Source organism: Methylobacterium marchantiae (genome assembly GCF_042679825.1).
Lineage (GTDB): Bacteria > Pseudomonadota > Alphaproteobacteria > Rhizobiales > Beijerinckiaceae > Methylobacterium > Methylobacterium marchantiae.
Genome location: NZ_JBHTND010000029.1, coordinates 39,097 through 52,385 on the forward strand (window position 1 = coordinate 39,097; position 13,289 = coordinate 52,385).

The window sequence follows — 13,289 nt, forward strand, 5'->3', positions numbered from 1 at the left end:
GCTGGCGCGGGCGCCTCAGGATGAGGTGATTGGGTGGGATGGATACGGTATCCTGATACCTCAACCCCGAAATCCTTCATCCGCTTACCGTTTTTGCCGTTTTGCATCCCCCAATGCACCTTGACGACTCACTCGTCGCCCCGTATTGCAGCCTCCACCGCCGCTGCGTGTCTCACGTGGCGGCGCATCGTTTTGCAAGACATCATACGGAACGCCACGGGATGAAGACCTTTTCTCTGAAGCCCGCCGACGTCGACAAGAAGTGGATCATCGTCGATGCGGAGGGCCTGGTCGTCGGCCGGCTCGCCTCCATCGTCGCCATGCGCCTGCGCGGCAAGCACAAGCCCGCGTACACGCCCCACGTCGATTGCGGCGACAACGTCATCGTCATCAACGCCGAGAAGGTGAAGTTCACCGGCCGCAAGCGCGAGCAGAAGGTGTATTACCACCACACCGGCTATCCGGGCGGCATCAAGGAGCGGACCGCGAAGTTCATCCTGGACGGCCGGTTCCCCGAGCGGATCGTCGAGAAGGCCGTGGAGCGCATGCTGCCGCGCGGCCCGCTGTTCCGCCAGATCATGGGCAACCTCCGCGTCTACAAGGGCTCCGAGCATCCCCACACCGCCCAGCAGCCGCAGGCGCTCGACGTCGGCAGCCTCAACCGCAAGAACGTGAGCGCTTGATCATGGCGACCCTCCAGTCCCTCTCCGACCTGAACCGCGCCAACGTCGAGAACCCCGAGAACGCGGCTCCCGTCCACGTTCAGAAGCTCGATGCGCAAGGCCGCGCCTACGCCACCGGCAAGCGCAAGGACGCGGTTGCCCGCGTCTGGATCAAGCCCGGCAACGGCACCGTCGTGGTCAACGGCCGCACGGTCGAGACCTACTTCGCCCGCCCCGTGCTGCGCATGATCCTGCGCCAGCCGCTGCAGATCGCCAACCGCGTCGACCAGTACGACATCACCGTCACGGTGCATGGCGGCGGTCTCTCGGGCCAGGCCGGCGCCGTGCGCCACGGCCTGTCCAAGGCTCTCACCTACTACGAGCCGGAGCTGCGCGCGCCGCTGAAGCGCGAAGGCTTCCTCACCCGCGACAGCCGCGTGGTCGAGCGCAAGAAGTACGGCCGCAAGAAGGCTCGCCGCAGCTTCCAGTTCTCGAAGCGCTGAGCGTTTCGACCATCTCGTCTCTGGAAAGGGCGGCCTCGGCCGCCCTTTTCGTTTGTCGCGACATCGTGCGAGGTTTTTCATGCCCAACGTCTTCCGGCGCGTCCACGCTCCCGTCGTCACAGCGGTCACGCTCTGCCTGTCGAAGGCCGGCGACGAGGTGAAGGGCGAGGTCAAGCTCGCCGACGGACGCCAGTTCAGCACCACCGGCGTGATGCCCATCGCCCAGGCCTTCGGCATCGCCGTCCACGTGGCCAACGAGGGCGGGATGGAAATCGTGGTGATCGATCCGCAGAGCGCGTGGAAACCGGGCTGGGGCACGCTCGAGGGCTGATCCGGCTCGAAGCTCCGCCGAATCCTGTACCGAAGGCGGGTCGAATCCCGTGTCGGAAGGCGTCGCAATCGGGCGAAAATCGCAGTAAATCTGGCGGCATGACTCAGCCTCAGCGCCCCGCCTTCGATCCCCGCCCCACCCGCTCCGCCCCCGACGACGACCCCCATCTCTGGCTCGAAGAGGTGGAAGGGGCAGACGCCATCGCCTGGGTCGAGGCCCGCAACGCCGAGACGCTGGCGCGCTTCACCGACGCGACCATGGAGCGCGACCGGGAGGCGGCGAAGGCCATCCTCGACCGGCCGGACAAGATCCCGCTGGTCACCCGGCGCGGCGGTTTGCTCTACAATCTCTGGCGCGATGCCGAGCATCCGCTCGGCCTGTGGCGCCGCACCGACGAGGCCTCCTACCGCGCCGGCACGCCCGAATGGGACGTCCTCATCGACATCGACGCCCTGGCGAAAGCCGAAGGAATCGACTGGGTCTGGGGCGGCGCGACGCTGATCCCCGGCCGCCACGACCGCGCCCTGGTGAAGCTCAGCCGGGGAGGGGGCGACGCCACCATCCTGCGGGAATTCGACCTTCCGACCCGCAGCTTCGTCGCCGACGGATTCACCCTCCCCGAGGCGAAGGGCGGAGCGGATTGGCTCGACCGCGACACCGTGATCCTGTCAAGCGCACTCGGCGAGGGCATGGCGACCCGCGCCGGCTATTCGCGCACGGTGCGGCTCTGGACGCGCGGCCAGGACCCGCTCGCGGCCACCATCCTGCTCGAGACCGCGCCCGAGAATATGGGCCTCTGGGGCGGGGTCGATCACGACGCGCCGGCCGAGCGCGTGGTGTTCATGGAGCGCACCGGATTCTTCGACGGCACCGTGCATATCGGCGACCGAAACGGGCCGACCCATCGCCTCGATGCTCCCACCGACGCAGAAATTTCTCTTCATGGAGACGATCTCGTCATCCGAACGCGCTCCGTCTGGGATGTCGGCGGCAGCGTTCACGCGGCCGATACGGTGCTCGCCATCGCCCTGCCGGCATTCCTCGAAGGCGACAGGGCCTTCACCGTGCTGTGGGAGCCTTCCGAACGGCGGGCACTGCAGAACGTGTCCTGGGCCGGCCCACGCCTCATCGTCGATGCCCTCGACGATCTGCGTCCTGCCTACAGCGTGTTCGAACCCGGAGAGGAAGGCTGGATCCGCCTGAGCCTTCCCGGTCTGCCCGAGATCGGCACGGTCTCGGTCTGGCCCTTCGATGCCGAGCCGAGCGAATCCGACGGCTCGCTCCTCGCCATGGTGCAGGACCCGCTGACGCCGCCGACCCTGCTGTCGATCCCGAGCGACCTCTCGGCACCCACCGTGCTCCGCACCACGCCGCCCGCTTTCGATCCGGGCGGCCTGAGGGTGACCCGACACGAAGCCGTCTCGGTGGATGGCGAGCGCATCCCCTATGTCCAGGTCGGTCCCGCGGGGGAGACCGGCGAGGCGCCGGTCCATCTCTCGGCCTATGGCGGCTTCCAGATCTCGCTGTTGCCGACCTACCAGGGCGTCCTCGGCAAGCTATGGCTGGAGAAGGGCGGCACCGGTGTCGTCGCCAATATCCGCGGTGGCGGCGAGTTCGGCACCCGATGGCATCAGGCTGGGCGGCGCGAGGGCAAGGCGCTGGCGCATGACGACTTCGCGGCTGTCGCCGCCGACCTCGTGGCGCGGGGCGTGACGAAACCGCAGCACATCGCCGCCCAGGGCGGCTCGAATGGCGGCCTCCTCATCGCGAATATGCTGACCCGCTACCCCGAACGGTTCGGTGCATTGTTCTGCACGATCCCGCTCATCGATATGCGGCGCTACACGAAGCTCCTTGCGGGGGCGAGTTGGATCGCAGAATATGGCGACCCGGACGTGGCGGAGGATTGGGCTTTCCTAGGGGCCACCTCCGCTTATCACGTGGCCGAGGCCGGGCAGCCCTATCCACCGATTCTAATCGCCACTACGCGCCGCGATGACCGCGTCCATCCAGGACATGCGCGCAAGATGGCGGAGAAGCTCCGGCATCTTGGCTACGACCCAGCCTTCTTCGAGCCAGCGGCGGGCGGGCACGGCTACGGCAAGGACAATTCTGAGACCGCGACCTTCCTCGCCCTTGGCATGGGCTTTCTGAGGCAATCCATCGGCTGGGTACCGAAGGAGGGGTAAAGGCTCAGGCGCCGCGCCGGCGCATCCCGTCACGGATGACATAGGCACCCCCAGTCGCAGCCATGATGGCCAGTGCGTACCATGTCAGCGCGTAGACCAAATGGTTGTCACTGAAGGCGATCACCGTGAGACCGCCCACCGGATATCCGCCGGGATTTGGTGTGGCATCGGCATCGATAAAGTAGGGCGCTGTTGGCCCAAGCCCACGAACGGCGGCGATGGCTGCGACGTCGCGCGAGTACCAGCGCCCGGCAGTTGGATCGTTCGAGCGCAAGAACCCGCCACCCGGCTCGCTCAGCCGCAACAGTCCGACCACCCGCGTTTCACCCGCGATCCGCGCGGAGGAATGCCGCGTTTCGGGATCGCGGCGATCGGCAGGAACGAAGCCGCGATTAACGAGAACAGCCGTTCCATCCGCCGAGACGAGCGGCGTCATCACCCAATACCCGCCGCCAAGATCGGTGACTGCCTGAACGAGAGTTTCGTGATCGTGAGCGAACGTTCCGGTCGCAAAGACATGTCGGTAGGCGTCAGACGATGGATCGACGACGGCCTGATCTGGTCGAAGCGGTGCAGGAACCGGGGCAGCGTGGATCCGCTCATTGATGCGAGCGATCAGATCATGCTTCCATACCCTCCGCTGGATTTGCCATGTGCCGAGCGCCAAAAAACACACAACCAATAATAGGGTCGTCGAGATGATGACAAGCGACTTCGTTCCAGTCATTCGTGTCAACCGAGGTCTCGTCGTTTGCCAACGTAAGCAGTGTCTCTCATACGAGACGGAAGGCAGACGGTACAAGCTATTCATTGGGAAAAGATGAAACGTTGCTAGCATGCTGCTGAGGTGGAGTAACCATTAAGAAGATCGAATTATTTTGCCGACCAAGCAAATTGAAGACGTGGCCCTTAATGCGGCAGATTTTCCGAGATGGTGACGCACGAAACAAAATGATGAGGCAAGTCCAGATGGCACATTCGAAACCCGCTCGCCGATTGCCCGTGAACCGCTTGACCGCATTGGCTTCCAGGGCGGTGGATGAAGGGAAGCACGATCTTGCGGTGACGTATCTCGCTCAAGCCTACAGGCTCGACACCACTGCAGAAGATATAAATATTAAGTACTTTAGGGCACTTCAGGCAATAAAAGATAAATTTACAGCCGTTAAGTTAGCTGAAAGTTATTTTTCTCGTGGATTAACAAGCCCACGCCTAACTCAGATGTATATTTTGACTGACTATAATACTTATACAATTTCTAGCAGCATGAATGAAATTAAATATAAAATGGAATATTTATCAAAATTCTCTGCATTTCAAGGTCGAGCAGCTGCAGTATATCTTTGGCACAACGACCTTGACCGTGCTCGATACCATGCCAGAATGGCCATTCATAAAGAGAAGGATACAAAGATTGCAGAAGCGATACGTCGGTCGCTCGCAAAACGAGCGTACTACTTGGGTCATATAGAACTGGCGGACTGGATCTGCCGCATCGGCCGCGTTGGCCGTTCCGCCGAACAGGAGATCCTTTACGACCGCCTCATCATTAGAACAGGCAATGCAGCCAACACCCCAACGACGCATCGTCTTTTTCAGAAGCTATTGGCAATTCAGGATTACAATCGCCGTCTTTCACTGATTGATGAGTTCGTCGATTTTAAATGGCGTTTCGAAGGTCCCTCACATGCCCTCGTCACTCTCATTGACGAGCATATTGAAGCTTACCCACTAGAAAACAACAATGAAATTCTGCAAGTAAAAATTTCCCTTCTCGTACAACTTGGATCGACCAACGATGCACTTGAAATTCTCGAAGCGACGCCAGCATTGAAATCAAAATTCCGCAATTGCCTCGCGGTCGCAAAGCTAATTAAAGAGCATGGGTTGGATGTGCCCGCTTCAGCACAAAAAGATCTAAACAGTTACTACGAACTCTATGAAGAGCTTGCTCGCAGCGAGGAGAATCTTCGTGCGCGCTTCAGCGATGAAACCCGGTCAGTTGCCGTCGTTGGCAATTCCGCCTGTGAAATTGGCAGGGGACAGGGAAAAAGGATCGATTCCTACGCGGATGTCGTTCGCTTCAATCGATTTAATACCGACCCGCCCTACAACATCGACTACGGAAGTAAGGTCACGGCTATCGTGCGGCAATCTGGCGGGCGGGCCGATTTTGAACTGCAGAATCAGAATTCGCCGTCACTGATCATCGTTTCGTCAGCGAGCATCCTCTATCGAGGACGGATTTGGCGAGCAGCCAAGCGGCTACGCGATGAAGGCCATACGCTCTGCGTGTTTCCGCAGCCTTTCCATACCAAGTTGTCGCGCGTGCTGGGCGGAAGTCCAAGCTCCGGCATTTCATTCATTTATCTTCTGAAACAACTCCGCGTCAATATTCGACGAGACGACTTTTTTGGATTTTCGTTCACTGATCAAATCGGCCTGAACCACAGTTCCGCGCACTATTTCGAGCATGCCAAACCGTCAGTTGGGCATATGTGGGAGAAGGAGCGAGACCTTTTCGATAGCTTTTTCGGGAACGGGACCGAACTTAACGAAATTCCAGTCGAAATTCCAGATTGAGCACGAGTCGCTTCCCAATATCTGCCGCCGACTTTCTTCGCGCATCGCGTCTTTAAGCCAGACGACATGTGCAAGCCGACGACGTTCTTCAAGCGAAGTCTCAAGCTTTGGCTTGGAGGCGCTGGGAACTGATAACGAGTTTCAGATGTATCGCCCCCCGCATGGCCAAAACCCAAGGCTGGCAGCGTTACACCTGGGTCGCAATGGATACCCCATTGCGACCGGGATCAATGAGCGTGCTGATGCAGGCTCGCTGGAGTCATCGGCATCATGTTGGTGTTCAGGTGGTACATCACCCAGACCGAGCCGGTGAGTGTGATCACCACTAGTGTTAGCGTGAAGATCAGGGCCAGAATCGTCCACCCGCCTTCGGACTTCGTGTTCATGTGCAGGAAATAGACCATGTGCACTACGATCTGCATGACGGCAAATCCCATGATGACAAGGCCGGTGAGACGGTCATTGCCAAGGACGTCGCCCATCACCAGCCAGAACGGGATCGCCGTCAGAATGATGGAGAGCACGAAGCCTGTGACGTAGCCTTTGAAGGAGCCGTGACCGCTCTGGTCGCCGTGACCCTTCACATCTTCTTCGTGATCAGCCACATGCGCAGACTGGCTGGCGGCGCTCATTGCAGCACTCCCATGAGGTAGACGAAGGTGAAGACGCCGATCCAGATCACGTCGAGAAAGTGCCAGAACATCGACAGGCATTGCAGGCGACGCTGGTTCTCAGGGATCAGACCCTTCTTTTCAGTTTGGACCATCAGCACGATGAGCCAGACCAGACCAAGCGTCACATGCAGACCGTGCGTGCCTACCAACGTGAAAAACGACGACAGGAAGGCGCTGCGCTGCGGCCCGGCTCCTTCATGGATGAGGTGCGCGAACTCGTAGAGTTCGAGCCCGATGAATGCGAGGCCGAACAGCCCGGTCACACCGAGCCAGAGTTGCATCCGTGCCTGCTTGCCATTGGCCATCTCCAGCATAGCGAAGCCATAGGTGATCGAAGAGAACAGCAGCATCGAGGTGTTCAAGGCTACCAGCGGCAGGTCGAACAGATCCTTCGGAGACGGCCCCGCAGCGTAGTTTCGCCCGAGCACAGCGTAGGTGGCAAATAGGGCCGCGAAGATGAGACAATCGCTCATCAGATAGATCCAGAAGCCGAGCATCGTGCCGCCTTCGGGATGGTGATCTTCCTCCATATAGAAGGAGGGAGCCTCGCCGTCCTTGGCGAGGGTGAGGGAGTGCGACGCCATGGTTCTCAGACCCGCCTCTCGAGCAACCGAGTCCGTGCAGCCTCGGTGCCGACGACGGTGTCGGCAGGGATGTGGAAGTCGCGGTTGTAGTTGAACGTATGCCCGATGGTCACCACGGCCATGGCGATAAAGGTCAGAGCCGCGAGCCACCAGATGTACCAGATCATGCCAAACGAGAAGCCGATGCTGAGGATACCCAGGATCATGCCCGTTCCGGTATTCTTCGGCATGTGAATTGGGCGAAAATCCTTCAGCGGCCGCGCGTAGCCGCGGCGCTTCATGTCCGACCACGCGTCATGGTCGTGAATCACCGGCGTGAAGGCGAAGTTGTAGTCCGGTGGCGGCGACGAGGTCGACCATTCGAGGGTCCGGCCGCCCCACGGATCGCCAGTGACGTCACGCAGTTCTTCGCGCCGCATGAAACTGACGACAAGCTGGATGATGAAGGCCAAGATGCCGAGCGCTATGAGCACCGCACCGAAAGCGGCGATGATGAACCAGATCTGCAGGGACGGATCGTCGAAATGCTGCACGCGGCGGGTCACGCCCATCAGGCCTAGCACATAAAGCGGCATGAACGCGAAGTAGAAGCCAACCAGCCAGAACCAGAACGACATTTTCCCCCAGAACGGATCGAGCTGATAGCCGAATGCCTTGGGAAACCAGTAGGTGATGCCGGCCAGCATCCCGAACAGCACGCCGCCGATGATGACGTTGTGGAAGTGAGCGATGAGGAATAGGCTGTTGTGGAGCACGAAGTCGGCCGGGGGCACGGCAAGCAGAACGCCTGTCATACCGCCGATGGTGAATGTCACCATGAAGCCGATGGCCCAGAGCATCGGCACGTCGAATCGGATCCGGCCCTTGTACATCGTGAACAGCCAGTTGAAGAGCTTTGCCCCCGTCGGAATCGATATTATCATCGTCGTGATGCCGAAGAACGAATTTACCGAGGCACCCGAGCCCATCGTGAAAAAGTGGTGCAGCCAGACGAGATAGGACAGGATCGTGATGACGACGGTGGCGTAGACCATTGAGGCGTAGCCAAAGAGACGCTTGCCGGAGAAGGTCGAGACGATCTCGGAGAACACGCCAAAAGCCGGCAGGATCAGGATGTAGACCTCTGGGTGACCCCAGATCCAGATGAGGTTCACGTACATCATCGGATTGCCGCCTAGGTCGTTCGAGAAGAAATGCGTACCCACGTAACGGTCGAGGGAGAGCAGCGCGAGAACGGCTGTGAGGATCGGGAAGGCGGCGACGATGAGGATGTTCGTGCAGAGCGATGTCCAAGTGAAGATCGGCATCTTCATCATCGTCATGCCGGGCGCACGCATCTTCACGATGGTGGCGATGAGATTGATGCCCGATAGGAGCGTCCCGATACCGGCAATCTGTAGGCCCCAGATATAATAGTCGACGCCGACGCCCGGACTGCCCGCGGGGCCGGAGAGCGGCGGATAGGCGAGCCAACCGGTCCGCGCGAACTCGCCGACGAAAAGCGAAGCCATGATCGTCACGGCACCGCTTACGGTCATCCAGAAACTGAAGTTGTTAAGGAACGGGAACGCCACGTCACGCGCGCCGATCTGCAGCGGCACGACGAAGTTCATCAGGCCGGTGACCAGGGGCATGGCCACGAAGAAAATCATAATCACGCCATGGGCAGTGAAGATCTGGTCGTAATGGTGTGGAGGAAGGTAGCCCTCGTTGGCTCCGAAGGCGATGGCCTGCTGCGAGCGCATGAGGAGTGCGTCGGAGAATCCGCGCAACAGCATTACAAGAGCCAGCACCACATACATGATGCCGATCTTCTTGTGATCGACGGATGTGAACCAGTCGCGCCACAGCGGGCCCCACCAGCGCATGTAGGTGATGAGTCCGAGCACAGCTACGCCACCGATGGCGACGCCGATGAAGGTCACGAGTAGGATCGGCTCGTGATATGGGATGGCTTCGAGAGTCAGGCGCCCGAAAAGGAGCTTCTGAAGATCGAGATTGGCAAACATGGGATCGCTTCGTTCCCGGTTTTCGGCGAGAGGATGGAGGCACCGATCGTCGCGATGCTCGTCCCTTGCGGGTTTAAACTAGTGATGCCGTTGCTCGAACGCGCCTCTCCCGAAGGCCGCGCGTCATTGCGTCGGCCTAGCGGTTCAACTGCGCTGGGGCGGGATCATCGTGTTTCATGCCCGGCATGGAATGGTCGTGGTGCTCGTGTCCGCCATTAGGCGCCTTGGCAGGATCGACCTCCTGCGTGCGCGGCTTCTTCTCGGAGGCGGGGAAGGTCGCTCCCTGTGCCTCCTCGCCGCGCTCGGCATGGCGATTGTCGTAGCGGAGCCGCTCATGGTTGGCGTGGCTCTCTTTGCCGGCGCCCCCCTTGGAATCGATGCTCATCATCTCACCCATGCACATCTTTCCCTCCACGACGCACATGTTGAGAATGGCCTGAAAGAGGCCAGGGGCGACCGACGAGTAGTAAGTTACCGGCTCACGCTCGCTCGGCTTTTCGAGAGCGATGTAGTTATCGCGAGACAGTTCCTTGCCTTCGGCCCTTACTTTGGCGACCCATTGATCGAACCCATCCCTGGCCAGCCCATGGAACTTGAAGTTCATCCGAGAAAATCCCTCGCCGCTGTAGTTGGCCGAGAAACCTTCGTAGATGCCCTCCTTGTTGATGACGGCGTGCAACTTCGTCTCCATGCCGGCCATGGCATAGATCTGCCCCGCCAGAGCCGGAATGAAGAAGGAATTCATCATCGAGGCCGACGTGATCTTGAAATTGATCGGCACATCGATGGGTGCTGCCAACTCGTTTACCGATGCGATGCCCAACTCTGGATAGAAGAACAGCCACTTCCAATCGAGGGCGACTACTTCCACCGTGAGCGGCTTCACGTCAGCGGGAAGCGGCCGAGAAGCATCGATGCGACTCAGGGGGCGATAGGGATCGAGCGTATGGGTGCTGATCCAGGTCAACGCGCCGAGAGCGATGATGATCACGAGGGGCGCCGACCAGATCAGCACCTCGAGTTGCGTCGAGTGATGCCAATCCGGATCGTACTCGGCCTCGGTGTTCGACTGACGATAGCGCCATGCGAAGAAGAGGGTGAACGCGATCACTGGTAGGATGATCAGCAGCATCAGCCCTGTCGAGGCAATGATCAGGTCACGCTGCCTCGTGGCGATATCGCCAGCTGGTTGCATGACGACCATGTTGCAGCCCGGCAGTAGAGCAGCAATGGGCAGTAACGCGAGAGCGCGCAAGGATCTGGATGACATCCGACCGGCTGCAGTGAGGACGTCCGGTGACGGAACGTCGAGGAGGAGGATCTGGTTGACGAGAAGCGATGCTTCGTAGCGGATCGATTGAGGCGACGGGCGTTCGATACGTGTTTCTCCTGCACAGCGCAAAGCCATACTGACAAGTGCGTCCCGCTTCACTCAGTCGGGCGTCGAGAGCATAGCTGTCTTATCCTGCGAGAGGCAGTAAGCAGGAATTCGCCGCGCTAGCGTTATATGCCACAGATGATCGCGAGTCGCGTCGATGCACCGCTTTGCCGCAGCGCAGCAATGCTACATAATAGGAACACAGGGGCTCGCCAAGTGTGGCGTGTCCTCCCACCCACCCAGCAGCGAATGGCCGTTCCATGAGCCAAGATTACGCGTTGCAGACCCCGCCCCACTTGAGTTCGGGCGCTCGTGCAGGCGCTACTGAACCTGAGGTCGCACCCGGCGATATCGCCGTCGGCGTGTTGATCGGCCGGACATCGGAGTTCTTCGATTTTTTCGTCTTCGGGATCGCCTCGGTGCTGATCTTTCCGAAGGTCTTCTTCCCCTTCGTGTCTCCGCTCGACGGCACACTTTACGCGTTCGCTCTCTTTGCCCTCGCCTTCGTGGCAAGGCCTATCGGATCCGTGATTTTCATGGAGATCGACCGGAGGCACGGACGAGGGGTCAAACTAACGGTCGCTCTGTTCCTTCTCGGCAGCTCGACAGTGTCGATCGCCTTTCTGCCAACCTATCACAGCATCGGTATGGCATCGATCTGGTTGCTCGCCGCATTTCGAATAGGTCAGGGCCTTGCGCTCGGCGGTGCATGGGACGGTCTCGCGTCGCTTCTGTCGATCAAAGCTCCGAGCAACCGCAAGGGCTGGTACGCGATGATCCCTCAGTTGGGGGCGCCTATTGGGTTCGGCTTGGCCAGTGCCCTGTTCTCATTCTTTCTTGCCAACCTATCGATGGACGACTTTCTGGATTGGGGCTGGCGCTATCCTTTCTACGTGGCCTTTGCGGTAAACGTGGTCGCTCTCTTCGCTCGGCTGCGACTCGTCGCCACGGAGGAGTTCACTCAGCTTCTCGAGACCCGCGAACTCGCTCCGACCCCAGTATGGGAAATGATTCGCACGCAGGGTCGCACCGTACTCATCGGCGCCTTCGTCCCACTGGCTAGCTTTGCTCTGTTCCACCTCGTGAGCATCTTCCCGATCAGCTGGATAACCCTGTTCACGAAGCGTTCGGCCGGTGAATTTCTGCTGGTGCAGTTCGTGGGGTCCATCGTTTTCGCCGGCGCTATCGTGATCTCGGGAATCGTCGCCGATCAGGTTGGCCGCCGCCGCTTGGTAGGCATCGCCGCGAGTCTCATCGGCGCGTTCAGCCTAGCTAGCATCTTGGCACCATTGTTGTTCGGCGATAGTGAGACAGGACAGACGATCTATGTCCTCGTTGGTTTTGGTCTGCTCGGTCTCTCCTACGGTCAGACCTCCGGCTCGGTGACCGAGTACCTGAGCACGCGCTACCGTTATACTGGTGCAGCTCTAACCTCCGACCTCGCTTGGCTGATCGGTGCCGGTTTCGCGCCGCTGGTGGCGCTCAGCCTGTCGAGCCGCTTTGGGCTGGCCTGGGTCGGAGTCTACCTTCTTTCTGGAGCCATTGCGACACTAGGCGCTCTCGCAATCAATAGGAAGGTTGCTACCGTCTGAAGTCTGTCGATGGTGTTGTATGGGAAAAGGTCCCGATGGATTCCATGCAGACCTTTTCCCATTATCCACGGCACGGATCAGGATTTAGAGCCTGTCCGATAATGTCCGGCAGGGGTTGAGTGGCCGGGATGGCAGTGATTCCAGAAGGGTGCTGAAGCCTGATCTGGAAGTGCCATGTGGACCCCGACCACCCGCCGGCAGCATAGCCGTGCGAGCCTGCGCTACGAAACCGACCTGACAGATGCGGAATGGGCGGTGATCGCGCCACTGATGCCGGAGCCGGCCCCTTGCGGTCGTCCGCCCGTCTGGACGATGCGCGAGATCTGGAACGCGATCTTCTACGTGCTGCGGGGCGGCATCGCCTGGCGGCTGATCCCGAAGGATCTTCCTCCGCGTAGCACCACGTTCGACTACTTCGCGCGCTGGCGCGACGATGGGCTGTTCGGCCGGATCAACCACACGCTCGTCATGGCCGACCGCGAGCGGGTCGGTCGAAGCGCTTCACCCACCGCCGCGGTGCTCGATAGCCAGAGCGTCAAGACCACCGAGAGTGGCGGCCCGCGCGGCTACGACGCTGGCAAGAAGATCGAGGGCCGCAAGCGCCAGACCCTGGCCGATACAGACGGCCGCGCCCTCGTTCTCGATCTGCAGGCCGCCGACGTGCAGGATCGCGATGGGGCTGGACCGCAGGGGAATCGCATTTGAGGATTTGATGTAGCGCCGGTTTGGGAATTGGGCTTCTGCGAGGCTTTTGGAGGGCATCGCATGCGGAGCCTGATCACGA

General features: G+C 60.1%; 11 protein-coding genes and 1 pseudogene. 7 read left to right on the top strand and 5 right to left on the bottom strand.

Annotation, left to right across the window (positions count from 1 at the left end):
• Positions 1 to 221 precede the first annotated feature (221 nt).
• The 4 genes from rplM (at position 222) to ACFQ4G_RS17915 (ending at position 3,685) form a co-directional block, all read left to right on the top strand.
• Positions 222 to 683 (top strand): 50S ribosomal protein L13, encoded by a 462-nt coding sequence (gene rplM / locus ACFQ4G_RS17900; RefSeq protein WP_238202790.1) that lies wholly within the window; start codon positions 222 to 224, stop codon positions 681 to 683.
• A 2-nt stretch (positions 684 to 685) separates the two neighbouring features.
• Positions 686 to 1,165: a 30S ribosomal protein S9 gene (rpsI, locus tag ACFQ4G_RS17905; RefSeq protein WP_238202788.1), complete on the top strand. Its 480-nt coding sequence runs from the start codon at positions 686 to 688 to the stop codon at positions 1,163 to 1,165.
• Between the two features lie 79 nt (positions 1,166 to 1,244).
• Positions 1,245 to 1,496: a hypothetical protein gene (locus ACFQ4G_RS17910; protein WP_238202786.1), complete on the top strand. Its 252-nt coding sequence runs from the start codon at positions 1,245 to 1,247 to the stop codon at positions 1,494 to 1,496.
• Between the two features lie 98 nt (positions 1,497 to 1,594).
• Positions 1,595 to 3,685: a prolyl oligopeptidase family serine peptidase gene (locus ACFQ4G_RS17915; RefSeq protein ID WP_238202783.1), complete on the top strand. Its 2,091-nt coding sequence runs from the start codon at positions 1,595 to 1,597 to the stop codon at positions 3,683 to 3,685.
• 4 nt (positions 3,686 to 3,689) lie between these two features.
• Here ACFQ4G_RS17915 and ACFQ4G_RS17920 read toward each other — a convergent pair whose 3' ends face one another.
• Positions 3,690 to 4,412, bottom strand: coding sequence for an SURF1 family protein (locus ACFQ4G_RS17920; protein WP_238202923.1), 723 nt, complete (start codon positions 4,410 to 4,412; stop codon positions 3,690 to 3,692).
• A gap of 275 nt (positions 4,413 to 4,687) precedes the next feature.
• Here ACFQ4G_RS17920 and ACFQ4G_RS17925 point away from each other — a divergent pair, with 275 nt between their 5' ends.
• A complete protein-coding gene (locus ACFQ4G_RS17925) occupies positions 4,688 to 6,268 on the top strand; it encodes a glycosyltransferase family 29 protein (protein ID WP_238202781.1) in 1,581 nt (526 codons plus the stop codon).
• Positions 6,269 to 6,495: 227 nt separating this feature from the next.
• On the opposite strand, the gene cyoD is transcribed toward ACFQ4G_RS17925, so the two are convergent.
• The 4 genes from cyoD to cyoA all read right to left on the bottom strand — a co-directional run bounded on the left by cyoD (position 6,496) and on the right by cyoA (position 10,805).
• Positions 6,496 to 6,900, bottom strand: coding sequence for a cytochrome o ubiquinol oxidase subunit IV (gene cyoD / locus ACFQ4G_RS17930; protein ID WP_238202779.1), 405 nt, complete (start codon positions 6,898 to 6,900; stop codon positions 6,496 to 6,498).
• On the bottom strand, positions 6,897 to 7,526 hold the full coding sequence (cyoC, locus tag ACFQ4G_RS17935; RefSeq protein ID WP_238202777.1) for a cytochrome o ubiquinol oxidase subunit III: 630 nt from the start codon (positions 7,524 to 7,526) through the stop codon (positions 6,897 to 6,899). Before cyoC ends, cyoD begins: the two co-directional genes overlap by 4 nt.
• A gap of 5 nt (positions 7,527 to 7,531) precedes the next feature.
• Positions 7,532 to 9,535, bottom strand: a complete 2,004-nt coding sequence (gene cyoB, locus ACFQ4G_RS17940) for a cytochrome o ubiquinol oxidase subunit I (protein WP_238202775.1) — start codon at positions 9,533 to 9,535, stop codon at positions 7,532 to 7,534.
• 136 nt (positions 9,536 to 9,671) lie between these two features.
• Complete coding sequence (gene cyoA / locus ACFQ4G_RS17945) at positions 9,672 to 10,805, bottom strand: ubiquinol oxidase subunit II (protein ID WP_238202921.1); 1,134 nt, start codon at positions 10,803 to 10,805, stop codon at positions 9,672 to 9,674.
• A 368-nt stretch (positions 10,806 to 11,173) separates the two neighbouring features.
• On the opposite strand from cyoA, the gene ACFQ4G_RS17950 reads away from it, so the two are divergent.
• Positions 11,174 to 12,505 carry an MFS transporter gene (locus tag ACFQ4G_RS17950; RefSeq protein ID WP_238202772.1) on the top strand — a complete coding sequence of 444 codons (1,332 nt, stop codon included), beginning with the start codon at positions 11,174 to 11,176 and terminating at the stop codon, positions 12,503 to 12,505.
• A gap of 174 nt (positions 12,506 to 12,679) precedes the next feature.
• Positions 12,680 to 13,192: pseudogene (locus ACFQ4G_RS17955) on the top strand (IS5 family transposase); the annotation flags it as partial.
• Between the last annotated feature and the right edge of the window lie 97 nt (positions 13,193 to 13,289).